Annotated in this window: 22 protein-coding genes; 19 read left to right on the top strand and 3 right to left on the bottom strand. The window is 72.4% G+C overall.

What is annotated here, in order from left to right; genetic code table 11:
- Positions 1 to 21 precede the first annotated feature (21 nt).
- The 14 genes from ID804_RS07400 (at position 22) to ID804_RS07335 (ending at position 14,410) form a co-directional block, all read left to right on the top strand.
- Entirely contained in the window at positions 22 to 1,572 is a 1,551-nt protein-coding gene (locus tag ID804_RS07400; RefSeq protein WP_169078822.1) for a Mur ligase family protein, read from the top strand.
- Positions 1,569 to 2,219, top strand: a complete 651-nt coding sequence (locus ID804_RS07395; protein ID WP_169078542.1) for a glutamate ligase domain-containing protein — start codon at positions 1,569 to 1,571, stop codon at positions 2,217 to 2,219. The genes ID804_RS07400 and ID804_RS07395 overlap by 4 nt, the downstream gene beginning before the upstream one ends.
- Positions 2,216 to 3,313, top strand: a complete 1,098-nt coding sequence (mraY, locus tag ID804_RS07390; RefSeq protein ID WP_169078540.1) for a phospho-N-acetylmuramoyl-pentapeptide-transferase — start codon at positions 2,216 to 2,218, stop codon at positions 3,311 to 3,313. Before ID804_RS07395 ends, mraY begins: the two co-directional genes overlap by 4 nt.
- Positions 3,310 to 4,800, top strand: a complete 1,491-nt coding sequence (gene murD, locus ID804_RS07385; protein WP_169078538.1) for a UDP-N-acetylmuramoyl-L-alanine--D-glutamate ligase — start codon at positions 3,310 to 3,312, stop codon at positions 4,798 to 4,800. Before mraY ends, murD begins: the two co-directional genes overlap by 4 nt.
- Before the next feature lie 38 nt (positions 4,801 to 4,838).
- On the top strand, positions 4,839 to 6,077 hold the full coding sequence (gene ftsW / locus ID804_RS07380; protein ID WP_169078536.1) for a putative lipid II flippase FtsW: 1,239 nt from the start codon (positions 4,839 to 4,841) through the stop codon (positions 6,075 to 6,077).
- Positions 6,074 to 7,159, top strand: coding sequence for an undecaprenyldiphospho-muramoylpentapeptide beta-N-acetylglucosaminyltransferase (gene murG, locus ID804_RS07375; protein WP_169078534.1), 1,086 nt, complete (start codon positions 6,074 to 6,076; stop codon positions 7,157 to 7,159). The genes ftsW and murG overlap by 4 nt, the downstream gene beginning before the upstream one ends.
- A gap of 6 nt (positions 7,160 to 7,165) precedes the next feature.
- Complete coding sequence (gene murC, locus ID804_RS07370) at positions 7,166 to 8,629, top strand: UDP-N-acetylmuramate--L-alanine ligase (protein WP_169078532.1); 1,464 nt, start codon at positions 7,166 to 7,168, stop codon at positions 8,627 to 8,629.
- A 269-nt stretch (positions 8,630 to 8,898) separates the two neighbouring features.
- Positions 8,899 to 9,723 carry a cell division protein FtsQ/DivIB gene (locus ID804_RS07365; protein ID WP_317451213.1) on the top strand — a complete coding sequence of 275 codons (825 nt, stop codon included), beginning with the start codon at positions 8,899 to 8,901 and terminating at the stop codon, positions 9,721 to 9,723.
- Between the two features lie 133 nt (positions 9,724 to 9,856).
- Positions 9,857 to 10,990 carry a cell division protein FtsZ gene (ftsZ, locus tag ID804_RS07360; RefSeq protein ID WP_169078530.1) on the top strand — a complete coding sequence of 378 codons (1,134 nt, stop codon included), beginning with the start codon at positions 9,857 to 9,859 and terminating at the stop codon, positions 10,988 to 10,990.
- 4 nt (positions 10,991 to 10,994) lie between these two features.
- On the top strand, positions 10,995 to 11,675 hold the full coding sequence (locus ID804_RS07355; RefSeq protein ID WP_169078528.1) for a YggS family pyridoxal phosphate-dependent enzyme: 681 nt from the start codon (positions 10,995 to 10,997) through the stop codon (positions 11,673 to 11,675).
- Between the two features lie 33 nt (positions 11,676 to 11,708).
- A complete protein-coding gene (locus tag ID804_RS07350) occupies positions 11,709 to 12,179 on the top strand; it encodes a cell division protein SepF (RefSeq protein ID WP_169078526.1) in 471 nt (156 codons plus the stop codon).
- 52 nt (positions 12,180 to 12,231) lie between these two features.
- Positions 12,232 to 12,528, top strand: a complete 297-nt coding sequence (locus ID804_RS07345; RefSeq protein ID WP_317451212.1) for a YggT family protein — start codon at positions 12,232 to 12,234, stop codon at positions 12,526 to 12,528.
- A gap of 132 nt (positions 12,529 to 12,660) precedes the next feature.
- Positions 12,661 to 13,452 (top strand): DivIVA domain-containing protein, encoded by a 792-nt coding sequence (locus ID804_RS07340; protein ID WP_169078524.1) that lies wholly within the window; start codon positions 12,661 to 12,663, stop codon positions 13,450 to 13,452.
- Between the two features lie 34 nt (positions 13,453 to 13,486).
- On the top strand, positions 13,487 to 14,410 hold the full coding sequence (locus tag ID804_RS07335) for an RluA family pseudouridine synthase (protein WP_169078522.1): 924 nt from the start codon (positions 13,487 to 13,489) through the stop codon (positions 14,408 to 14,410).
- 4 nt (positions 14,411 to 14,414) lie between these two features.
- On the opposite strand, the gene ID804_RS07330 is transcribed toward ID804_RS07335, so the two are convergent.
- Complete coding sequence (locus tag ID804_RS07330) at positions 14,415 to 14,921, bottom strand: GNAT family N-acetyltransferase (RefSeq protein WP_169078520.1); 507 nt, start codon at positions 14,919 to 14,921, stop codon at positions 14,415 to 14,417.
- A 248-nt stretch (positions 14,922 to 15,169) separates the two neighbouring features.
- On the opposite strand from ID804_RS07330, the gene dnaE reads away from it, so the two are divergent.
- Together dnaE and ID804_RS07320 are read left to right on the top strand one after the other, a co-directional pair.
- Positions 15,170 to 18,628 (top strand): DNA polymerase III subunit alpha, encoded by a 3,459-nt coding sequence (gene dnaE, locus ID804_RS07325; protein WP_211161133.1) that lies wholly within the window; start codon positions 15,170 to 15,172, stop codon positions 18,626 to 18,628.
- A gap of 110 nt (positions 18,629 to 18,738) precedes the next feature.
- Positions 18,739 to 18,966: an Rv0909 family putative TA system antitoxin gene (locus ID804_RS07320; protein ID WP_169078516.1), complete on the top strand. Its 228-nt coding sequence runs from the start codon at positions 18,739 to 18,741 to the stop codon at positions 18,964 to 18,966.
- On the opposite strand, the gene ID804_RS07315 is transcribed toward ID804_RS07320, so the two are convergent.
- Positions 18,963 to 19,463 (bottom strand): flavin reductase family protein, encoded by a 501-nt coding sequence (locus tag ID804_RS07315; RefSeq protein ID WP_169078514.1) that lies wholly within the window; start codon positions 19,461 to 19,463, stop codon positions 18,963 to 18,965. The genes ID804_RS07320 and ID804_RS07315 overlap by 4 nt on opposite strands.
- A gap of 68 nt (positions 19,464 to 19,531) precedes the next feature.
- Here ID804_RS07315 and hisD point away from each other — a divergent pair, with 68 nt between their 5' ends.
- From hisD to ID804_RS07300, 3 genes are read left to right on the top strand one after another with little or no spacing between them, the layout of a single operon-like run.
- Complete coding sequence (gene hisD / locus ID804_RS07310) at positions 19,532 to 20,848, top strand: histidinol dehydrogenase (RefSeq protein WP_169078512.1); 1,317 nt, start codon at positions 19,532 to 19,534, stop codon at positions 20,846 to 20,848.
- A 26-nt stretch (positions 20,849 to 20,874) separates the two neighbouring features.
- A complete protein-coding gene (gene nrdR / locus ID804_RS07305; RefSeq protein ID WP_169078510.1) occupies positions 20,875 to 21,348 on the top strand; it encodes a transcriptional regulator NrdR in 474 nt (157 codons plus the stop codon).
- Complete coding sequence (locus tag ID804_RS07300; RefSeq protein WP_169078508.1) at positions 21,345 to 22,394, top strand: quinone-dependent dihydroorotate dehydrogenase; 1,050 nt, start codon at positions 21,345 to 21,347, stop codon at positions 22,392 to 22,394. Before nrdR ends, ID804_RS07300 begins: the two co-directional genes overlap by 4 nt.
- A gap of 60 nt (positions 22,395 to 22,454) precedes the next feature.
- Here ID804_RS07300 and ID804_RS07295 read toward each other — a convergent pair whose 3' ends face one another.
- Positions 22,455 to 23,051, bottom strand: a complete 597-nt coding sequence (locus tag ID804_RS07295; RefSeq protein ID WP_169078506.1) for a DUF3043 domain-containing protein — start codon at positions 23,049 to 23,051, stop codon at positions 22,455 to 22,457.
- Positions 23,052 to 23,061 lie beyond the last annotated feature (10 nt).

Raw genomic sequence — 23,061 nt, 5'->3', positions numbered from 1 at the left:
CCCGCCGAGAAAGAGGTCGTGTTGTCCGGTCGCGTTCCCCCCGTCCTGCGGCCCGAGCACCCCTCCGCGCGCCCGCTGGGCGGGCTCGTCGAGGCGTTCGGGCTCGAGGCCGCGCATGGTCGCGTCGACGGCGTCGAGGTCACCGGCATCACGCTCGCCACGGGTGACCTCCGGCCGGGCGACCTCTACGTGGGGGTGCGCGGGCAGCACCGGCACGGTGCCGAGTTCGCGGCCGCCGCGGTCGAGGCGGGGGCCGTCGCCGTGGTCACCGACCGCGCTGGCGTCGAGCTCGCGGCGGGCCTTGGCGTGCCCGTGCTCGTCGTCGACGATCCGCGGGCCGCCCTCGGCGCGCTCTCGGCGTGGGTGTACCGCACCGACGAGGAGCCCCCGCTTCTGTTCGGCGTCACCGGCACCAACGGCAAGACCTCGACCGCCTACCTGCTCGACGCGGTGCTGCGCCAGCTCGGGCTCGTCACGGGCCTGTCGTCCACGGCCGAGCGCAAGATCGGCGACCTCACCGTCGTGAGCCGCCTCACAACTCCGGAGGCGAGCGAGATGCACGCCCTGCTCGCGCGCATGCGCGAGGCCGGTGTGCGCGCCGTCGCCGTGGAGGTCAGCGCGCAGGCGCTCAGCCGGCACCGCGTCGACGGCATCGTCTTCGACGTCGCGGGCTTCACCAACCTCAGCCACGACCACCTCGACGACTACGCCGACATGGAGGAGTACTTCCAGGCGAAGCTGCCGCTGTTCCAGCCCGACCGCGCGCGCCGCGGCGTCGTGTCGCTCGACACGGCTTGGGGCGAGCGCGTCGTCGAGTCGGCGCGCATCCCGGTGACGACGATCACGGCGAAGCCCGGCGTCGAGGCCGAGTGGCGCGTGGAGCTGACGGAGGAGACCCCAGCGTTCACGGCGTTCCGCCTCACCGGCCCCGACGGTCAGTCGCTCACCACGCGCGTGCCGCTCATCGGCTGGCACATGGCCTCCAACGCCGCGCTCGCGATCGTCATGATGGTCGAGGCCGGCTTCGAGCTCGCCGTGATCGAGCAGGCGCTCGGCGAGACCGGCATCGACGCCTACCTGCCCGGCCGCACCGAGCGCGTCTCCGGCGACCGGGGGCCGAGCGTCTTCGTCGACTTCGGCCATAGCCCCGACGCCTTCGAGCAGACCCTCGGCGCCGTGCGCGCCTTCACGACGGGCCGCACCATCATGGTGTTCGGCGCCGACGGCGACCGTGACGCGACGAAGCGGCACGACATGGGCCGGGTCGCCGCCGAGGGCTGCGACGTGCTCGTCATCACCGACCACCACCCGCGCTTCGAAGACCCGGCGTCCATCCGCGCGACCCTGCTCGAGGGCGCCGCGATGGCGACCAACCGGCCGGAGATCCACGAGGTGAGCCCGCCGGAGGCGGCGATCCGCGTGGCCGTGAACCTCGCGCAGGAGGGCGACTCGATCCTGTGGGCCGGGCCGGGGCACCAGGACTACCGCGACATCCGCGGCGTGCGCACCGAGTACTCGGCGCGCGACGAGGCGCGCGCGGCGCTGCGCGAGGCCGGCTGGCCGACGCGATGAGCGAGCCGCTCGTCATCGACGACCTCGAGCACCGGCTCGACGGCGCCCGCATCCACCTCCGGTGCGCCCAGGAGCGCGCGACCGTGACGCTCGACGCGCTCGGCGACGCCGTCGTCGACGCGGCGCTGGCGCGAGTGCGAGAGGCGCTCGCGCGCGGCGCGAGTCTCGCCGAGGCCGCGACCGCGGCGGGGCAGACCGCGGAGGTCCCGGGCCGCTGCGCGCGCATCCGCACCGCCGACGGCCTCATCGTGCTCGACGACACCGGCGCGACGACCGCCGACGAGGTGCGTCGCTCGCTCAAGGTGCTCGCGGACGCGACGCGGGGCGTCACGCGCTCGTTCGCGGTCGTCGGCGAGCTCGTGAGCGAGCCGACGTCGTGGTTCGACGACCACGACCAGCTCGGCCGGCTCGTCGTGCGCCTCGACATCTCGCAGCTCGTCGTGGTCGGCCACGGCGCCCGCCACACGGCCACCGCGGCTGGGCTCGAGGGCTCGTGGAGCGGGGAGTCGCTGCTCGTCGACGACCTCGACGCCGCCTACGATGAGCTTCGCGCCCGGCTCCGCCCGGGGGATGCGGTGCTCGTGACCGCCGCGGGCGTCACGCCCCTGGCACCCCTGATCGACCGCCTGACGGAGGAGACGGCATGAGAGCCCTGCTGCTGTCCGGCGCCTTCGCGCTCGCCTTCACCCTCCTGCTGACGCCGCTGTTCATCCGCCTCTTCCGGCGCCTGGAGTGGGGCCAGTTCATCCGCGACGACGGCCCGCAGACGCACCACACCAAGCGCGGCACGCCCACGATGGGCGGCATCGTCGTCATCGCCGGTGCGACCCTCGGCTACTTCTTCGGCCACCTCGTCGACCAGACCGCGCCGACGCAGTCGGCGATGCTCGTGCTGCTGCTCATGGTCGGGCTCGGCGTCGTCGGCTTCATCGACGACTTCATGAAGGTGCGCAATCAGCGCAGCCTCGGCCTGACCGGCTGGGCGAAGGTCGCCGGGCAGGTGATCGTCGCCTCCGGCTTCGCCATCCTCGCGATCTCGTTCCCCGACGCCGACGGCCAGACGCCCGCCTCGACGATGGTGTCGGGCGTGCGCGACATCGACTGGCTCGACTTCGCCGCGCTCGGCGCCGTCGGCATCGTGCTGTTCGTGGTCTGGATCAACCTCATCGTCGTCAGCACCTCGAACGCCGTGAACGTCGCCGACGGCCTCGACGGCCTCGCGACGGGCTCGGCGATCCTCGCGATCGCGTCGTACATCATCATCGCCTTCTGGCAGTTCAACCAGAACTGCTTCAACCCGAACCTCGACCCCGAGCTGGCGTACAAGTGCTACGAGGTGCGCGGCGATTCGCTCGACATCGCCGTCGTGTCGGCGGCGATCGCGGCCGCCCTCATCGGGTTCCTGTGGTGGAACACCTCGCCCGCCCAGATCTTCCTCGGCGACACCGGCTCGCTCGGCATCGGCGGCGCGATCGCGGGCCTCGCGATCGTGACGCGCACCGAGCTGCTGCTCGTGCTCATCGGCGGGCTCTTCCTCATCGTGACGGGCTCGGTCATCGTGCAGCGGCTGTACTTCAAGATCACCAAGGGCAAGCGCATCTTCCTCATGAGCCCGCTGCACCACCACTTCGAGCTCAAGGGCTGGGCCGAGGTCACGGTCGTCGTGCGCTTCTGGCTCATCGCGGGCCTCTTCGTCGCCGTGGGCGTCGGGCTGTTCTACCTCGAGTGGGTCAGCCAGTGACGCCGAGCCGGCTCGACGGGCTGACGAGCTGGCGCGCCGACTGGTCGGGCCTGCGCGTGCTCGTGCTGGGGCTCGGCGTGACGGGCTTCGCGGCCGCCGACACGCTCGCCGAGCTCGGCTGCCGCGTCACGGTCGCCGCACGCAACCCCGACGCCGATCGCGCGCGCATCCTGCCGGTCATCGGCGTCGACCTGATCGAGCTCGAGGGCTCCGATGAGGATGCTCTGCCGCAGCTCGCCGCCCTCGAGCCCGAGCTCGTCATCGTCTCGCCCGGGTTCCGCCCCGATCATCCGATCGTGGGGTGGGCCGCCGACCGCGCGCTGCCGATGTGGGGTGACATCGAGCTCGCCTGGCGCGTGCGCGACAAGGTCGAGCCGGCCGCCGAGTGGGTGCTCATCACGGGCACGAACGGCAAGACCACGACGACCCAGCTGACGGCGGCGATGCTGCAGGAGGGGGGGCTGCGCGTCGCCCCGTGCGGCAACATCGGCGTGCCCGTGCTCGACGCGGTGCGCGATCCGGCCGGCTTCGACGTGCTCGTGGTCGAGATCTCGAGCTTCCAGCTGCACCAGCTGCCGACGGAGGGCCCCGGCGCGCTGCACCCGCTCGCGAGCGTCTGCCTCAACCTCGCGGAGGATCACTACGACTGGCACGGCGGCGCGCAGGCGTACCGCGACGCGAAGGCGAAGGTGTACGCGAACACGCGCTTCGCGTGCGTCTACAACCGCGCCGACGACGCGACGATGCGCATGGTCGAGGAGGCCGACGTGCACGACGGCGCCCGCGCGATCGGCTTTGGGGCCGACACGCCGGGCCCGAGCGATGTGGGGCTCGTCGACGACATCCTCGTCGACCGCGCCTTCCTCGACGACCGCCATCGCTCCGCGCTCGAGCTCGGCACCCTCGACGACGTGCGCCTCGCGGGGCTCGCGACGCCGCACGGTCTCGCGAACGCGCTCGCGGCGGCGGCGCTCGCGCGCGCGGCGGGCGCCTCGCCCCTCGCGGTCCGCGACGGCCTGCGCCGCTTCCGCGTCGACCACCACCGCACCGAGATTGTGCTCGAGGCCGGCGGCGTCATGTGGGTCGACGACTCGAAGGCGACGAACCCGCACGCCGCGAACTCGGCGCTGAGCGCCTTCCGCTCGATCGTGTGGATCGTCGGCGGCCTCCTGAAGGGCGTCGAGCTCGACGCGCTCGTCGAGGCGCACCGCGCGCGGCTGCGGGCGGCCGTCGTGATCGGCGTCGAGCGGGCGGCGGTCGTCGCGGCGTTCGAGCGACACGCGCCGGGGCTCCCCGTCTTCGAGGTCGCCGCCGACGACACTGGGCAGGTGATGCGGGCGGCCGTCGAGCAGGCGGCAGCCGTGGCGCTCGATGGCGACACCGTGCTCCTGGCTCCTGCGGCCGCATCCATGGACCAGTTCACCGACTACGCCGACCGCGGCCGTCGCTTCCAGGAGGCGGTGCGCGAGCGGCACAGCCGCACCTAGACCGTCGTACGGCGCGAGCACCCGGGGGAGGGGATCGCATGACCACCACCCGCCCGCCGCACCGCGCGCCGGGGACGCGAGCGCAGCATCCCTCGTCGCCCATCGCCGAGCCGACCAGGCCGGCGCACGGTGCCGCCGCGGTCGTCGCGGTCCGCCGCCTGTTCACGGCGCAGAGCGCCGACTGGATGCTCGTGCTCGGTACGACGGTCTTCCTCGTGCTGTTCGGGCTCGTCATGGTGCTCTCGAGCTCGTTCGTGCAGTCCGGCAAGGGCGGCGGCGACTTCTTCGGCATCTTCCTGCGGCAGAGCATCTTCGCCGCGATCGGGATCCCGCTCATGCTGCTCGTCTCGCGCCTTCCCGCCGTCTTCTGGCGGCGCTGGGCGCGCAACGCGGTGCTGCTGGGTCTGGGCCTGCAGCTGCTGGTCTTCGTGCCCGGCATCGGCTGGGGGTACGGCGGCAACCAGAACTGGATCAACATCGGCGGCATCAGCGCCCAGCCGAGCGAGTTCCTGAAGCTCGCGCTCGTGGTGTGGCTCGCGACGGTGCTCGCACCGCGCGCCGACGCCTTCACCGACTGGCGCAGCGTGGCGATGCCGGCGCTGCCGATCTCGGCGGCCGCGATCGGCCTCGTGCTGCTCGGTCAGGATCTCGGCACCGTGACGATCATGGCTTCGATCGTGCTCGCCGCGCTGTTCTTCGCGGGGGCGCCGCTGCGGTACATTCTTGGGCTCGTCGCTCTCGGGGTCGGCGGGGCGGTGCTGTTCGCGCTGACGGGCGCGTCGCGCTCCGACCGGATCAGCGCCTGGCTGAACGGCTGCACCCCCGACCAGCTGGAGGACGTCTGCTGGCAGCCGATGCACGGCATGTGGGCGCTCGGCTCGGGCGGCGTGTTCGGGGTCGGCCTCGGCAACTCGGCGCTGAAGTGGTCGTGGCTGCCGCACGCCGAGAGCGACTACATCTTCGCGATCATCGGCGAAGAGCTGGGGCTCATCGGCGCGATGGTCGTGCTCGTGCTGTTCGCGGTGCTCGCGATCGGCATGGTGCGGCTCATGAGGGCCCACACCGACCCGTTCCGGCGCATCGCGACGGGGGCGGTGCTGGTCTGGATCGTCGGCCAGGCCTTCGTCAACGTCGCCGTGGTGCTCGGCATGCTGCCGGTGCTGGGCGTGCCGCTGCCGCTCATGTCGGCGGGTGGCACGGCGCTCGTGGCGACGCTCATCGCGATCGGCGTGGTGCTGTCGCTCGCGCGCGATGTGCGACCGGGGCTGCCGTCGTGACGACGGCGCTGCTCGCCGGCGGGGGCACCGCCGGTCACGTGAACCCCCTGCTCGCGCTCGCCGATCACTGGCGAGCGGTCGAGCCCGAGGTGGGCATCCTCGCGCTGGGCACGGCGGGCGGTCTCGAAGAGCGCCTCGTGCCGGCGCGCGGCTATGAGCTGCTGACGATCGCGCGCGTGCCGTTCCCGCGCCGGCCGAACGCGGCGGCCCTGCGGTTCCCGTCAGCGTTCCGGGGCGCGGTGGCGCAGTCGCGTGCCATCATCCGCGATCGGGGGGTGGATGTCGTGGTCGGCTTCGGCGGGTACGCCTCGGCCCCCGCGTACGTCGCCGCACGCCTCGAGCGCGTGCCGATCGTGGCGCACGAGGCGAACGCGCGGCCCGGCATCGCGAATCGGCTGGCTGGCTGGCTGGGCGGGCGCGTGGGCACGACCTTCCCCGGCACGCCGCTGCGCGGCGCGCGCGTGGTCGGCATGCCGCTGCGACGCGAGATCGTCGAGCTCGACCGGGCGGCGGCCCGGCCGGAGGCCATGGCGTTCTTCGACCTCGACGGCTCGCGGCCGACGCTGCTCGTGACGGGCGGCTCGACGGGGGCGCGCCGGCTCAACGAGACGGTGTCGGCGTCGATCGCGCACCTGCTCGGCTCGGGCTGGAACGTGCTGCACATCACGGGCCGCGACCGCGGCGGCGACGACCCGGGGCTGCCGGGCTATCGCGTGCTGGAGTACTGCGACCGCATGGATCTGGCGTTCGCGGCCGCCGATCTCGTGGTGTGCCGCTCGGGCTCGGCGACGGTGAGCGAGCTCGCCGCGGTGGGCCTGCCGGCGATCCTCGTGCCGTACCCGGTGGGCAACGGCGAGCAGCGGCTGAACGCGCGCGAGCTGGTCGCGGCGGGCGGTGCGCGCCTGGTCGACGACGCGGCATTCACGCCCGCGTTCGTGTCCGACGAGCTCGTGCCGCTGCTGACGGGCCGCGCCGAGGTGGCGCGCATGGCAGCGGCGGCGCAGTCGGTGGGGCGCCGTGACGGCAGTGCGGCGCTGCTCGCGTTGGTGCGCGAGGCGCTCGGCGCCGAGCGCGTAGGGTGATCGGCGATGACGATCAAGCCCGACCTCTCGCTCGTGCTGCCCGATGACCTGGGCCGCCTCCACTTCGTCGGCATCGGCGGCTCCGGCATGAGCGGCATCGCCCGGCTGTTCCACGAGCGGGGCTTCGCGGTGACCGGCAGCGACCGCTCCGATTCGGCGACGGTGCAGGCGCTGCGCGATCTGGGCATCCCCGTCTCGATCGGGCACGATGCCGCCCACGTGGGCGACGCCGACACGCTCGTGGTGACCGGTGCCCTGTGGGTGGAGAACCCGGAGTACCAGGAGGCGCTGCGGCGCGGCCTGCCCGTGCTGCACCGCTCGCAGGCGCTCGCCTGGCTGGTGCGCGGCGAGCGGCTGCTGGCGGTCGCGGGCGCCCACGGCAAGTCGACGTCGACGGGGATGCTCGTCACGGCGCTGCGCGCCCTCGACCGCGACCCCTCGTTCGTGAACGGCGCGGTGATCCAGGGCGCGGGCACCTCCTCGGCGTGGGGTGAGGGGGATCTGTTCGTGGTGGAGGCCGACGAGTCGGACGGCTCGTTCCTGCTCTACGACACCGCGATCGCGCTCGTCACGAACATCGACTCCGACCACCTCGACCACTACGGCTCGGCGGAGGCGATCGCCGAGGCCTTCGTCGACTTCGCGCGCGCCGCGGGCGAGCTCGTGGTGCTCTCGGCGGATGACGCCGGCACGCGTGCGCTGCGGGAGGCGCTCGTCGCGCGCGGCTCGGCGCCGCGCATCCTGACTTTCGGCGAGGCCGCCGACGCCGATGTGCGCTTGACGGCGGTGAGCGAGTCCGGGCCGATCGCCTTCACGATCGTCGCCGACGGCGTCGCGGCGCACGGGCAGCTGGGCGTGCCGGGCCGGCACAACGCGCTCAACGCCGCGGGCGCGGTCGCGGTGCTGCTGGGCATCGGCATCCCCCTCGGCGAGGCGGTCGCCGCGCTCGACGGCTTCGCGGGCACGCTGCGGCGCTTCGAGTCGCACGGCGAGGCCGCGGGGGTGCGGCTCTACGACGACTACGCCCACCACCCGACGGAGGTCGCGGCGGCGCTGCAGACGGCTCGCTCGGTCGTGGGCGAGCACCGGGTGATCGCGATCCACCAGCCGCACCTGTTCAGCCGCACGCAGGCGATGGCGGGCGAGTTCGCGGCGGTCTATGAGCGCCTCGCCGATCACACGGTCGTGCTCGACGTGTACGGCGCCCGGGAGGATCCGATCCCCGGTGTGACGGGCGCCCTGGTGAGCGAGGCCTTCGCCGAGCCCTCCCACGTGGACTACCGGCCCGACTGGGCGGAGGCGGCCGAGCGCGTCGCGGAGATCGCGCGTCCCGGCGACATCGTGATGACGCTGTCATGCGGCGACGTGTACCGCATTCTGCCGCAGGTGCGCGAGGCGATTCTCGCCGCGGCGCCCTCCGCATCGGTGTCGGCGGATGCCCCTGACGCCGCCGAGGAGCCGCTGCGGTGAAGCGCCCCGAGGGCTTCGATCGCGGGCGCCAGCCCGGGTCGGGGGCTCCTGCGGGTTCCGGCTCCGCGGCGTCGCGGCCGGCGGGTCGCGTCGGTGCGCCGGGCCCGGCCGCTCCGCCGTCGCCGGCGTCGGGCCGTGCCCCGCGCGGGTCGCGCGTCGTGCGCCCGTCGGCGCCCGCCGCGGCTGCGGAGCCGGCGGCCGCGTCGCGCCCGCCGGTCGCCGGCGGCCGGGGGAGCGCGGAGGCGGATCCGGGTCGCTCCGGCGGTGGCGTGGGTCGCCTGCTGCCGGCGCGTTCGGTGGATCCGGCGGTGGAGGCGCGTCGGCGCGCGGACCGCGCCGAGCGCGCGGCGGCGAGGGCGGCTCGTCGGGCGGAGCGGGCGGAGGCGCGGCGCTTCACACGGCGCTCGCGTCGTCGTCGGCTGCTGACGTGGGGGTCGGTGGGCACGCTGTCGGTGCTGCTGCTGACGGTGGTGGCGGTGTCGCTGTCGCCGCTCATGGCGCTCACGGACATCCGCGTGACGGGGACGGTGCGGCTGGATCCTGCGGCGATCTCGCAGGCGCTGGAGCGGCACAGGGAGACCCCGCTGGCGCTGCTCGACGAGGGTGGTATCCGGTCGGATCTGGAGGAGTTCGCGCTGATCCGCTCGTACTCGCTGGAGGTGGTGCCGCCGCATTCGCTGCTGGTCCGCATCGTCGAGCGGGCGCCGATCGGGGCGGTGGAGCGCGGGTCGTCGTTCGATCTGGTGGACGCGGCGGGCGTGGTGGTGGAGTCGTCGCGGGAGCGTCCGGCGGGTGTGCCGCTCATCAGGGCGGGGGAAGCGTCGCCGGAGGAGGCGGCCTTCCGCTCGGTCGCGGAGGTGCTCGAGGCGCTGCCGGACGAGCTGGCGGCGCGGGTCGACGTCGTGACGGCGTCGACGCGCGACGACGTGGCGTTCACCATCCGTGACGCGGGTCATCGGGTCGTGTGGGGCAGCGCGGAGCGCTCGGCGTACAAGACGCGCGTGCTGGAGGCGGCGATCGCCGTGAACGACCCGGCGGTGTCGTGGCAGTTCGACGTGTCGGCGCCGGACAGCGTGATCGTCCGTCGTCTCTGATGGCATTCGCCGACACGCGGGGCGCCTGCTGAGGCGCTGCGGCCGCGACCCATACCGTGATCGCTCAGGAGTACATACTGAGCATAACTTTAGACCTCAACTGAAGGTTTAAGGTTTGACGCGGAGGCCGGACGTGACCAGCAACCAGAACTACCTCGCCGTGATCAAGGTCGTGGGCATCGGCGGCGGCGGTGTCAACGCGGTCAACCGCATGATCGAGCTCGGCCTGCGCGGCGTCGAGTTCATCGCGATCAACACCGACGCCCAGGCGCTGCTCATGAGCGACGCCGACGTCAAGCTCGACGTGGGCCGAGAGCTCACGCGCGGGCTCGGCGCGGGTGCCGACCCCGAGGTCGGCCGACGCGCCGCCGAGGATCACGCGGAGGAGATTGAGGAGGCCCTCGCGGGCGCCGACATGGTCTTCGTCACCGCGGGCGAGGGCGGCGGCACGGGCACGGGCGGCGCTCCCGTCGTGGCGCGCATCGCGAAATCGATCGGCGCCCTCACGATCGGCGTCGTCACGAAGCCCTTCAGCTTCGAGGGCAAGCGCCGCCAGGCGCAGGCGGAGGACGGCGTCGCGGCCCTCAAGAACGAGGTCGACACGCTCATCGTCGTGCCCAACGACCGCCTGCTCGAGATCAGCGACCGCGGCATCAGCATGCTCGAGGCCTTCGCGACCGCCGACCAGGTGCTGCTCGCCGGCGTGCAGGGCATCACCGACCTCATCACGACCCCCGGCCTCATCAACCTCGACTTCGCCGACGTCAAGAGCGTCATGCAGGGCGCCGGCAGCGCGCTCATGGGCATCGGCTCGAGCAGGGGAGCCGACCGCGCCATCAAGGCCGCCGAGCTCGCCGTCGCGAGCCCGCTGCTCGAGGCGAGCATCGACGGCGCGCACGGCGTGCTGCTGTCAATCCAGGGCGGGTCGAACCTCGGCATCTTTGAGATCAACGACGCCGCGAAGCTCGTGCAGGAGGCTGTGCACCCCGAGGCCAACATCATCTTCGGCGCCGTCATCGACGACACCCTCGGCGACGAGGTGCGCGTGACGGTCATCGCGGCCGGCTTCGACGGCGGCGAGCCCACGACGGTGCCCAAGGATCGCCGCTCGTCGTTCGTGCCGGCGGCCCCGGGCGAGCGCGTCACGGCGCAGCCGGGGGAGTCCGCGCCCGACGCGGGCCACGACCTCGCCGCGACCGCGCCGATCGACCCGCTCGAGGTCGAGGCCGACGACGACGACCTCGACATCCCCGAGTTCCTGCGCTGACGACGTGAGCGCGGCACCCGAGCTCGCCGAGCGGTACGCGGCGGTCACGGCGGGCATCGCCGAAGCGTGCGCCGCCGCAGGCCGCGCCCCGGAGGAGATCACGCTCGTCGTCGTGACGAAGTTCCACCCCGCGCAACTCATCCGCGAGCTCGTCGAGCTCGGCGCGCGGCACGTCGGCGAGAACCGCCACCAGGACGCCGCGCCGAAGGCCGCCGAGCTCGCCGACCTGCCGCTCACCTGGCACTTCGTGGGCCAGCTCCAGTCGAACAAGGCGAAGGCCGTCGCCCGCTACGCCGACGTCATCCACTCGGTGGACCGCGCATCCCTCGTCACGGCGCTCGCGGGGGCCGAGCGCGCCGTCGACGTCTTCCTCGAGGTGAACCTCACCGACGACCCCGGCCGCGGCGGCGTCGCGCCGAGCGAGGTCGAGCGCCTCGCCGAGCAGGTGCTCGCGACCGAGCGCCTGCGCCTGCGCGGCGTCATGGGTGTCGCGCCCCTCGATGAGGATGCCCGCAGCGCGTTCGCGAGGCTCCGCGCGATCGGCGAGCGGGTGCGCACGATCGCACCCCACGCCACCGACCTCTCGGCCGGCATGTCGGGCGACTACGCCGAGGCCATCGCCGAGGGGGCGACACACCTGCGCATCGGCACCGCAATCACCGGAAAACGCCCGGCCCCGCACTAGCCTGCAAGCGCACCACGACTCGAAGGACGCCTCATGACGAACCCGCTTCGCAAGACCATGGTCTACCTCGGCCTCGCCGATGAAGAGGTCGAGTACGACGCGCCCGCCGAGCAGCGCGCGCAGCCCGCGCCCTCCGTCGCCGCCGTGCCCGCTCCGGGCCCGCAGCGCGCCCCCGTGACGCCCCTGCGTCGCCCCGCCCCGACCCGGAACGCCGCTCCTGCCGACATGAATGAGATCCTCACCGTCCACCCGCGTCACTACAAGGACGCGCAGGTCATCGCCGAGAGCTTCCGCGAGGGCATCCCCGTCATCATCAACCTCTCGCAGATGACCGAGTCGGAGGCCCGTCGTCTCGTCGACTTCGCCAGCGGCCTCTCTCAGGGCCTCTACGGCAAGATCGAGCGCGTCACGAGCAAGGTCTTCCTGCTCTCGCCGGCCCACGTCGCGGTGAGCGGCGAGCAGGCGGAGCCCGAGCCGGGCGTCGACGCCTCGTTCCTCTCCTGAGCGGCGGCCTCGCCGGGTCGTGCTCCCAGCGTGACCTGGAAGACTAGGAACCGTGCAGGCCGCTCTCTCCATCGTGTTCGGCGTGATCTACGTCGCATTGCTCATCGTCTTCATCGCCATGTGGGCCCGGTTCGTCTTCGACTGGATTCAGGCGCTCAACCGGTCCTGGCGGCCGCAGGGTGCCGTGGTCATCGCCGCCGAGGTGAGCTACACGATCACCGACCCGCCGATCCGCGCGGTGCGTCGCGTCATCCCGCCGATCCGGCTCGGCGCGATCCAGCTCGACCTGGCCTGGACGATCGTCATGATCGTGCTGTTCATCCTCATGTCGATCGTCGGGCCGCGCTAGGCCGGAAGGCTCTGCCGCACCGCCCTCCGAGTGGATAGGGTGGGGGCACCGATGTGACGCGTGAGGTCCGCTGTTGCTAGCGTTACCTCATCGTTATCCGACCGCTCTCCAGAAAGTTTCGAGGTAGACGGCATGGCCCTCACTCCCGAAGACGTCGTCAACAAGCGCTTCCAGTCGACCAAGTTCCGCGAGGGATACGACCAGGACGAGGTCGATGACTTCCTCGATGAGATCGTCGTCGAGTTCCGCCGCCTCAATCAGGAGAACGACGAGCTGAAGCAGCGTCTCGTCGCGGCCGACGCCCGCATCGCCGAGCTGCAGCGCAGCGGGGGCGCAGCGCCCGCCGCCGAGGCCCCGCAGGCCCCGACGCCCGCGGTCTCCGCTCCCGCCCCCTCGGCTCCCGCGGTCTCGGCTCCCGCGTACTCGGCGCCCGCGCCGGCGTCGGCTCCCGCCGCGACCGACGCCTCGCTCGAGACCACGAGCACGAACAACCTGCTGCAGCTCGCGCGCCGCCTCCACGAGGAGCACGTGCGCGAGGGCATCGCCAAGCGCGACGAGCTCATCGCCGAGGGCCAGGCGACCGCCGCTCGACTCGTGAGCGAGGCCGAGGGCCAGCAGCGCCAGATCGTCGAGCAGCTGCAGGCCGAGAAGACCTCGCTCGAGGCGCGCGTGGAAGAGCTGCGCGTGTTCGAGCGCGAGTACCGCAACCAGCTGCGCACCTACATCCAGGGCCAGCTGCGCGAGCTCGAGGGCTCGACCGCCTCGGTGGCGCAGCCGGGCTCGGCCGCGGCCCCGGGCTCGGCCGCGGCGCCCATCGGCTCGGCACCGGTCGGTGCCCCCGGCTCCGCCCAGTTCCCGGGCTCCGCGCCGAGCTTCGGCCAGCCGCAGCAGACCCCGGGCCAGTACCCGGGCTACGGCTCCTGAGCCTCAGCCTCTCGTCGGGGACGGGAGGAGCGCCGTGACCGAGTCGCGCGCTCTTCCCGTCCCCGACGGTCTGTCCGGCGAGCGCGTGGACGCAGCCCTGGCGAAACTGCTCGGGTTCTCCCGCTCCTTCGCGGCGGAGGTCGCCGAGGCCGGCGGGGTCACGGTCGACGGCCGCACGGTCGGCAAGTCCGATCGACTGCCGCGCGACGCGTGGCTGGAGGTCTCGTGGCAGCCGCGACGCGAGCCGAGCATCCAGCCGGTCGCGGTCGAGAGCCTGCGCATCGTGCACGACGACGACGACCTGGTCGTGATCGACAAGCCCGTCGGCGTCGCCGCCCATCCGAGCGTCGGGTGGGAGGGACCGACCGTGCTCGGCGCCCTCGCCGCCGCAGGGTTCCGCATCGCCACCTCCGGTCCCGCCGAGCGGGCCGGCATCGTGCACCGGCTCGACGCCGGCACGAGCGGGCTCATGGTCGTCGCGAAGAGCGAGTCGGCCTATCGCGAGCTCAAGCGGCAGTTCCACGACCGCGAGGTGTCGAAGATCTACCACGCGGTCGTGCAAGGGCACCCCGACCCGTTCTCGGGCACGATCGACGCCCCGATCGGCCGGCACCCCGGCTCGGCGTGGAAATTCGCCGTGGTCGCGGGCGGCAAGCCGAGCGTCACCCACTACGACACGCTCGAGGCCTTCCCCGCCGCGACGCTGCTGGAGATCCACCTCGAGACCGGGCGCACCCACCAGATCCGCGTGCACATGGCCGCGCAGCGCCACCCCTGCGTGGGCGACGCGATGTACGGCGCCGACCCCGTGCTGAGCGCGCGACTCGGCCTCACGCGGCAGTGGCTGCATGCCATGCGACTCGGGTTCCGGCACCCGGGCAGCGGCGCCGAGGTCGAGTTCTCCTCCGTCTACCCGGACGACCTGCAGCACGCGCTCGACGTGCTCCGCGCCGCCTGAGTGTTCAGCGGCCGCCCAGCGCCGCGCGCCAGTCGTCGGCCGTGAGGCGGTACTGCCGGAAGACCACCTCGCCGAAGGTCGTCTCGCCCGCGGGCTCGAAGCCCCAGCGGGCGAGCGCGCGGTCGGGCGACGTCCGCGAGTGCGGCAGCGCCACGAGCACGACCGGCAGCCCGAGCTGCTCGAAGCCGACCTGCAGCATCCGCCGCGCGACGGCCGCCCCGAGGCCCCAGTGCGCCGGGTCGAGCACGAGCGCGAGATCCGCGCCGGCCTCCTCGTGCTGGAAGCCGCCCCAGCCGACGAACCGGTCGTCGACCATGACCGCCCATGGCCCGTAGCCGTGCTCGGCCCACTGGGCATCCTTCGCACCGACCCAGGCCTCGGCCGCCGGCACGGTGAAGGGCTCGCCGACGAGCGGCATGTGCCGGGCGTTGCCCGGCTCGTTGAGCAGCGCCGCGACCTCCTCGACGGGCACGCCCGTGAGTCGCGTCAGCTCGATCCGGGGTGCCGTCATGCCGGGAGGCCAGCGCGCTCGGGCGCCTCCCGGCGCCGCTCCCGATGGCTCTCCCGACGGCCGTCTCCGAGCGCGGATGCGCGGCTCGCGCGCCACGCCCACGACACGCCGAGCGCCCCCTCCGACCGACCTAGACTGGTGACCCCGCACGACCAGGGCCGACCCTCGCGACCGACCCGCCGACCGCACCCGGAGGTGCCGTGACCACCGACTCGTTCGTCCACCTCCACGTGCACAGCGAGTACTCGATGCTCGACGGAGCGGCCCGCGTGAAGCCGCTCATCGAGGAGGCGGTCGCCCAGGGCATGCCGGCGATCGCCGTTACCGACCACGGCAACATGTTCGGTGCCTTCGACTTCTGGCGCACCGCGACCGAGGCCGGCATCAAGCCGATCATCGGCACCGAGGCGTACCTCACCCCGGGCACGCACCGCACCGACAAGACCCGCGTGAAGTGGGGCACGGGCGGCGAGGATGACGTGTCGGGCGCCGGCTCGTACACCCACATCACCCTGCTCGCCGAGACGACCGCTGGCATGCACAACCTGTTCCGCCTGTCGTCGCTCGCCTCGATCGAGGGCTACTACTTCAAACCTCGTATGGATCGCGAGCTGCTGAGCCGGTACAGCGAGGGCATCATCGCCACGACGGGCTGCCCGAGCGGCGAGGTGCAGACGCGCCTGCGGCTCGGCCAGTACGAGAAGGCTCGCGAGGCGGCAGCGGAGTTCCGCGACATCTTCGGCCGCGAGAACTACTTCGCCGAGATCATGGATCACGGCCTCGGCATCGAGCGCCGCATCATGAGCGACCTCATCCGCCTCGCGAAAGACCTCGGGCTACCGCTCGTCGCGACGAACGACCTGCACTACACGCACCCGGGCGACGCGAGCTCGCACGCGGCCCTGCTGTGCGTGCAGTCCGGCTCGACCCTCGACGACCCGAACCGCTTCAAGTTCGACGCCGACGAGTTCTACCTCAAGACCCCGGCGCAGATGCGTGAGCTCTTCCGCGACCACCCCGAGGCCTGCGACTCGACGCTGCTCATCGCCGAGCGCGTGAACGTCGCTTTCGACACGGCCGCCAACTACATGCCGCGCTTCCCGGTGCCCGAGGGCGAGACCGAGAACAGCTGGTTCATCAAGGAGGTCGAGAAGGGCCTCGAGCAGCGCTACCCGGGCGGCGTGTCGGCCGAGGTACGAGCGCGGGCCGAGTACGAGATCGGCGTCATCACGCAGATGGGCTTCTCGGGCTACTTCCTCGTCGTCGCCGACTTCATCAACTGGTCCAAGCGCAACGGCATCCGCGTCGGCCCCGGCCGCGGCTCGGGCGCCGGCTCGATGGCCGCCTACGCGATGCGCATCACCGACCTCGATCCGATCGAGCACGGCCTGCTGTTCGAGCGCTTCCTCAACCCCGACCGCGTCTCGATGCCCGACTTCGACGTCGACTTCGACGACCGTCGCCGCGGCGAGGTGATCCGCTACGTCACCGAGAAGTACGGCGACGAGCGCGTCGCGCAGATCGTCACCTACGGCACCATCAAGGCCAAGCAGGCGTTGAAAGACAGCTCGCGCGTGCTCGGCTTCCCCTTCGGCATGGGCGAGAAGCTCACGAAGGCGATGCCCCCGGCAATCATGGGCAAAGACATGCCGCTGTCGGGCATCCTCGACCCCGCGCATCCGCGTCACAAGGAGGCGGGCGATTTCCGCGCCGTCATCGAGGTCGATCCGGATGCTCGGCGCGTGTTCGACACGGCCCTCGGGCTCGAGAACCTCAAGCGCCAGTGGGGCGTGCACGCGGCGGGCGTGATCATGTCGAGCGAGCCGCTCATCGACATCATCCCGATCATGAAGCGCGAGCAGGACGGCCAGATCGTCACGCAGTTCGACTACCCCGCGTGCGAGTCGCTCGGCCTCATCAAGATGGACTTCCTGGGGCTGCGCAACCTCACGATCATCGACGACGCGCTCGACAACATCCGCGCCAACCGCGGCATCGAGCTCGTGCTGGAGGATCTCGCCCTCGACGACCCGGCCGCGTACGAGCTCATGGCGCGCGGTGACACGCTCGGCGTCTTCCAGCTCGATGGTGGCCCCATGCGCTCGCTGCTGCGCATGATGAAGCCCGACAACTTCGAAGACATCTCGGCCGTGCTCGCGCTCTACCGCCCCGGCCCGATGGGTGCGGAGTCGCACACCAACTACGCGCTGCGCAAGAACGGCCGCCAGCCGATCACGCCGATCCATCCGGAGCTCGCCGAGCCGCTGGAGGAGGTGCTCGGCACGACCTACGGCCTCATCGTCTACCAGGAGCAGGTCATGGCGATCGCGCAGAAGCTCGCGGGCTACACGCTCGCGCAGGCCGACCTGCTGCGGCGCGCGATGGGCAAGAAGAAGAAGAGCGAGCTCGACAAGCAGTTCGAGAACTTCAGCGCCGGCATGCAGGCGAACGGCTACTCGGCCGACGCGGTGAAGACGCTGTGGGACATTCTGCTGCCGTTCTCCGACTACGCCTTCAACAAGGCGCACTCGGCCGCCTACGGCGTCGTGTCGTACTGGACGGCCTACCTCAAGGCGCACTACCCGGCCGAGTACATGGCCGCCCTGCTGACGAGCGTGGGCGACTCGAAGGACAAGATGGCGGTGTACCTCAACGAGTGCCGCCGCATGGGCATCACGGTGCTGCCGCCCGACGTCAACGAGTCGATCGGGTTCTTCGCCGCCGTCGGCGACGACATCCGCTTCGGGCTCGGCGCCGTGCGCAACGTCGGGCACAACGTCGTCGAGGGCATCCGGCAGGCGCGCGAGGAGAAGGGCCGCTTCACCGGCTTCCACGACTTCCTCAAGAAGGTGCCGACGCCCGTGGCCAACAAGCGCGCCATCGAGTCGCTCATCAAGGCCGGCGCCTTCGACTCGCTCGGCGCCACGCGGCGCGCGCTCATGGAGATCCACGAGAGCGCCGTCGAGGCCGCCGTGAAGGAGAAGCGCGCGGAGGACAACGGCGACTTCGGCTTCGACTTCGACAGCCTCTTCGACGAGCCGACGGCGACCGAGCAGGTGCCCGACCGGCCGGAGTGGGCGAAGAAGGACAAGCTCGCCTTCGAGCGCGAGATGCTCGGCCTCTACGTGAGCGACCACCCGCTCGCCGGGCTCGAGATCGCCCTCGCCAAGCACGCGGGCGCGCCGATCGCCGAGCTCAACGACAATCCGCCCGACGACGGCGAGCAGGTCACCGTCGCGGGGCTCATCACGAGCGTGCAGCACCGCGTGGCGCGCAACTCCGGCAACCCCTACGGCATGGTGACGATCGAGGACTTCGGCGGCGAGCTCACCGTGATGTTCCTCGGCAAGACCTACCAGGAGTTCGGTCCGCGCCTGCAGGCCGACTCGATCGTCGTCATCCGCGGTCGCGTCAACCACCGCGACGACGGCATCACCCTGCAGGCCATGACGCTGCAGACGCCCGACTTCGGAGTCGCGAGCGAGACGGGCCCGCTCGTGCTCTCGCTGCGCGAGCAGCGCGCCACCGTCGACGTCGTCACCGAGCTCGAAGCGGTGCTGCGCCGCCACCGCGGCTCGACCGAGGTGCGGCTGCGGCTCGTGCGCGACGAGGCCGCGCGGGTGTTCGAGCTGCCTCACCGCATCGAGCCCACGGCGGGCTTCTTCGGCGAGGTGAAGAGCCTGCTGGGGCCCCGCGCGCTCGCCTGAGCCGGGCATCCGCTGAGAATCGCTCGGCCGCGCCGTCGGTCGCACCAGAATGTTGGCGACGCCTCGACGAGGAGGCGGCACGATTGCGCGCAGCGCAGAAGGAGATCGCGATGGGCATCGACGACATCACCGGCAAGGCCAAGGAGTTCCTCGACAGCGAGCAGGTCAAGGGGATGCTCGAGAGCGAGCAAGCCGAGAACATCAGTGACACGGTGCTCGACGGCGTCGCCGACGTGGCCGACAGGGTCACGGGAGGTCGGTTCACTGAGCAGATCGACGACGTGAAGGCGAACATCGACGGCGCGATCGGCACCGACCGCGGGGGAGCGGCCTCCTAGAGCTCGTCGCCGAGGGCGCGGTAGCGGCGCTCGTGGTAGAGCAGCGGCTCATCGGGCTCGCCGAGCGAGCCCTGCTCGATCTGCACGGCGATCATCGCGCTCTCGGCGACGTGGGTGCGGGCCACGATGCGGCCGACCATCCACGCCGTGACGCCGCGCAGCACGGGCAGGCCGTGCGGCCCCTCCTCCCAGTGGTCGCCGTCGAAGCGGCGGTCGTGGTCGCCGGCCATGATGCGCGCGACCTCCAGGTCGTCGAGGCCGAGCATGTGGATCGCGACGTGGTCGGTGCCCTCGATCGCGGGCCAGCTGCTCGCCGTGCGCGCCATGTTGAAGGTCGCGAGCGGGGGAGTCGCCGCGAGCGAGGCGAGCGAGGTCGCCGTGAAGCCGACGGGTCGGCCGTCGGGCGTGCGCGCCGTGATCACGGCGACCCCGGCCGCGTGGCGGCGGAAGGCCTGCGCGAAGGCGTCGAATCCGGTGGCGTCGGCTGCTGCGGTCATCACGCTCGATCCAACACCGCCCTCGCCCGGCTATTCCCGAGGCTGGCCGCGATTAGGCTGAGCGGGCCATGATGCAGACCCTCGACCTCCGCGGCCGCGCCCTCTCCACCGCTGAGCTGCTGGCCCTCGTGCCCCGCTCCGCGAGCGACGTCGGCTCCGCCGTCGATGCCGTCGACGCCCTCATCGCGGATGTCCGCGAGCGCGGCTCCGCGGCCCTCCTCGATCAGGCCGAGCGCTTCGATCGCGTCCGCCCGCCGCACGTGCGCGTGCCGCTCGGCGCGCTGCGCGAGGCCGAGGCCGCGCTCGACCCCGCGGTGCGCGCCGCCCTCGTGGAGGCGATCGACCGCGTGCGCCGCGGCACCGCCGCCCAGGTGCCGCCGACCGTGGAGACCGCGATCGCGCCCGGCGCGCGCATCGTGCAGCGCTGGCAGCCGGTCGACCGCGTGGGCCTGTACGTGCCGGGCGGCAAGGCCGTGTACCCCTCGAGCGTCGTCATGAACGTCGTCGCCGCGCAGGTCGCCGGAGTGGCGTCGATCGCGCTCGCGAGCCCACCGCAGGCAGCCTTCGGCGGCTCGGTGCACCCGACGATCCTCGGCGCGGCCGCCCTGCTCGGCGTTGACGAGGTCTACGCGATGGGCGGGGCGGGCGCCATCGGGGCGCTCGCGTACGGCGTCGCCGACCTGGGGCTCGAGCCGGTGCAGGTCATCACGGGGCCGGGCAACCTGTTCGTGGCGACCGCGAAGCGCGCCGTGAAGGGCGTCGTCGGCATCGACTCGGAGGCCGGCCCGACCGAGATCCTCATCATCGCCGACGCAAGCGCCGACCCCGACCTCATCGTCGCCGACCTGGTGAGCCAGGCCGAGCACGACGAGCTCGCTGGGGCCGTGCTCGTGACCGACGCGCCCGAGCTCGCGGCCGCCGTGGCCGAGCGCCTGCCCGCGGCGGTCGCCGGCACGCACCACCGCGAGCGCGTCGAGACGGCGCTGCGCGGCCCGCAGTCGGCGCTCGTGCTCGTCGACGACCTCGAGCAGGGCGCTCGCTTCAGCAACGCCTACGCCCCCGAGCACCTCGAGGTGCACGTGAGCGAGCCCGACCCGCTCGTGCCCCGCTTGACGAGCGCGGGCGCGATCTTCGTCGGCGATTCCACGCCCGTGAGCCTCGGCGACTACATCGCCGGCTCCAACCACGTGCTGCCGACCGGTGGCCAGGCGCGCTTCGCCGCGGGGCTCGGCGCCTACAGCTTCCTCCGCCCGCAGCAGATCATCGAGTACGACCGCGCCGCGCTGCGGCAGGTCGCCGAGCAGGTCGGGGTGCTGAGCGACGCCGAGGCGCTCCCGGCGCACGGCGACGCGGTGCGGGCACGCTTCCGCGGCGAGCAGCGCTAGCGGCTCGGCCGGTAGGCTGAGGCACCATGCACTGCCCCTTCTGCCGGTTCCCGGACAGCCGCGTCATCGACTCGCGCACGAGCGACGACGGGCTCTCCATCCGCCGCCGTCGGCAGTGCCCCGAGTGCGGTCGCCGCTTCTCGACGACCGAGACCGCGAGCCTCTCGGTCATCAAGCGCACCGGCGTCGTCGAGCCGTTCTCGCGTGAGAAGATCGTGGCCGGCGTGCGCAAGGCGTGCCAGGGCCGCCCGGTGACCGACACGGATCTGGCGCTGCTGGCCCAGAAGGTGGAGGAGAACCTGCGCGCGACGGGCGCGTCGCAGCTCGAGGCGAACGACATCGGGCTGGCGATCCTGCCCGAGCTGCGCCAGCTCGACGAGGTCGCGTTCCTGCGCTTCGCGAGCGTCTACCAGGCCTTCGAGAACCTCGACGACTTCGAGTCGGCCATCCGCCAGCTGCGCATCGAGGACGAGCAGCGGGCTGCCGGGGCGGCGGAGTGACCGCCTACGACCTGCTGTTCCGCCAGGTCTTCGCGCGCCTGGATCCCGAGCGCGCCCACCACCTCGCGGTCTCGGTCATCCGGGCGATCCCGCGGCTCGGGCTCACGCGCCTCGTGCGCCGGTTCACCGCGCCCGACCCGAGCCTCGCGGTTGAGGCCATGGGGCTGCGCTTCGAGTCGCCTTTCGGCATGGCCGCGGGCTTCGACAAGGATGCGGAGAGCATCCGCGGGCTCTGGGCGCTCGGATTCGGCCACGTCGAGATCGGCACGGTGACCGCGATCGCGCAGGAGGGCAACCCGCGGCCGCGGCTGTTCCGCCTCATCGCCGACCGCGCGGTCATCAACCGCATGGGCTTCAACAACCGCGGGGCCGAGCACGCCGCCCGGAACGTGCGTCGCGAGGCCGCGCGCAGCCCCCGCCCGATCATCGGCGCCAACATCGGCAAGAGCCGCGTCGTCGCGGTGGAGGATGCCGTGGCCGACTACCGCGCGTCGGCGCGCCTGCTGGCCCCCGTCGCCGACTACCTCGCGGTCAACGTCTCCTCACCGAACACGCCGGGGCTGCGCGGCCTGCAGGACGAGGCGCTGCTCGGCCCGCTGCTCGACGCCGTGCTCGAGGAGGCCGGCTCGACGCCCGTGCTCGTGAAGATCGCGCCCGATCTCGACGACGAGGCGATCGACGCCGTTGCCCGCCTCGCGGTCAAGAAGGGCCTGCGCGGCATTATCGCCACCAACACCACGATCGGCCGCGAGGGTCTCGCGACCGACGCCGCGACCGTCGAGGCGGCGGGAGCCGGCGGACTCAGCGGCGCACCGCTGAAGGCGCGCGCGCTCGAGGTGCTGCGCCGCGTGCGCGCCGCCGTGCCCGCCGACTACTGCGTCATCGCCGTCGGCGGCATCGACACCGCACAGGACGCGGCGGAGCGGCTCGAGGCGGGTGCGACGCTCGTGCAGGGCTACACCGCGTTCCTGTACCGGGGCCCGGGCTGGGCTCGGCAGGTCACTCGGGGCCTCGCCAGCCACCGCGCCGCGGCGCCGACGCGCTAGGACCGACGCGCTAGGACCGACGCGCGAGCCGCAGGCGGTCGCGCTGCGGTCCGCCGCGGCTCAGGCCGGGAATTCGCCGCGCTTCACCTGCGGCTTCGGCAGGCGCAGCACGCGCAGCTGCAGCGAGCGCATCGCGGCGTACCAGCGCACGCCGCGCTCGACCTTCGAGGCGCCGAACTTCTCGGCGAGGCGCCGCTTGACGAGGAAGCCGAGGATCGTGGCGTCGAGCACGGCCACGAGGAAGAACGCCCACAGCGCGAGGATCGCGTAGACGTCGAGACCGGGCACGAAGCTCAAGATGATGACGGCGAACATGACCGGGATCATGAATTCGCCCACGCCCCAGCGCGCATCGACGTAGTCGCGCACGAACTTCTTCTGCGGGCCCTTGTCGCGCGTCGGCAGATAGCGCTCCTCGCCGTTGGCCATGCCGATGCGGGCGCGCTCGCGCGCCTCGTTCATCTTCGCGCGGGCCGCCTTGGCCGCCTCCTTGCGGTCGTTCGGCACGAGCGGGCGCTTGCGCGCGGCCTCGCGCTCCTTGCGCGACGGGGTCGGGCGGCCCTTGCCGGCGAGCGTGGAGGCCGCGCTCGCGTCGGCGCTCGGCGCGCTGCCGTTCGCGGCGGTCGCGGCGGCGTCAGCGTTGTCTCGGGGGGCCACGGCGGCACAT

Source organism: Microcella alkalica (genome assembly GCF_014595885.1).
GTDB classification, from domain to species: Bacteria; Actinomycetota; Actinomycetes; order Actinomycetales; family Microbacteriaceae; genus Microcella; species Microcella alkaliphila_B.
This window is presented reverse-complemented; position numbering and strand designations above follow the sequence as displayed.

Bases quoted from the DNA above. Each gene is read 5' to 3' on its own strand.
- ID804_RS07320 (WP_169078516.1), top strand. From the start codon at position 18,739: ATGGGCATCGACGACATCACCGGCAAGGCCAAGGAGTTCCTCGACAGC.
- hisD (WP_169078512.1), top strand. From the start codon at position 19,532: ATGATGCAGACCCTCGACCTCCGCGGCCGCGCCCTCTCCACCGCTGAG.
- ID804_RS07350 (WP_169078526.1), top strand. From the start codon at position 11,709: ATGACGAACCCGCTTCGCAAGACCATGGTCTACCTCGGCCTCGCCGAT.
- ftsW (WP_169078536.1), top strand. From the start codon at position 4,839: ATGACCACCACCCGCCCGCCGCACCGCGCGCCGGGGACGCGAGCGCAG.
- mraY (WP_169078540.1), top strand. From the start codon at position 2,216: ATGAGAGCCCTGCTGCTGTCCGGCGCCTTCGCGCTCGCCTTCACCCTC.
- nrdR (WP_169078510.1), top strand. From the start codon at position 20,875: ATGCACTGCCCCTTCTGCCGGTTCCCGGACAGCCGCGTCATCGACTCG.
- murC (WP_169078532.1), top strand. From the start codon at position 7,166: ATGACGATCAAGCCCGACCTCTCGCTCGTGCTGCCCGATGACCTGGGC.
- ID804_RS07340 (WP_169078524.1), top strand. From the start codon at position 12,661: ATGGCCCTCACTCCCGAAGACGTCGTCAACAAGCGCTTCCAGTCGACC.
- ID804_RS07330 (WP_169078520.1), bottom strand. From the start codon at position 14,921: ATGACGGCACCCCGGATCGAGCTGACGCGACTCACGGGCGTGCCCGTC.
- dnaE (WP_211161133.1), top strand. From the start codon at position 15,170: ATGCTCGACGGAGCGGCCCGCGTGAAGCCGCTCATCGAGGAGGCGGTC.
- ID804_RS07395 (WP_169078542.1), top strand. From the start codon at position 1,569: ATGAGCGAGCCGCTCGTCATCGACGACCTCGAGCACCGGCTCGACGGC.
- ID804_RS07315 (WP_169078514.1), bottom strand. From the start codon at position 19,463: ATGACCGCAGCAGCCGACGCCACCGGATTCGACGCCTTCGCGCAGGCC.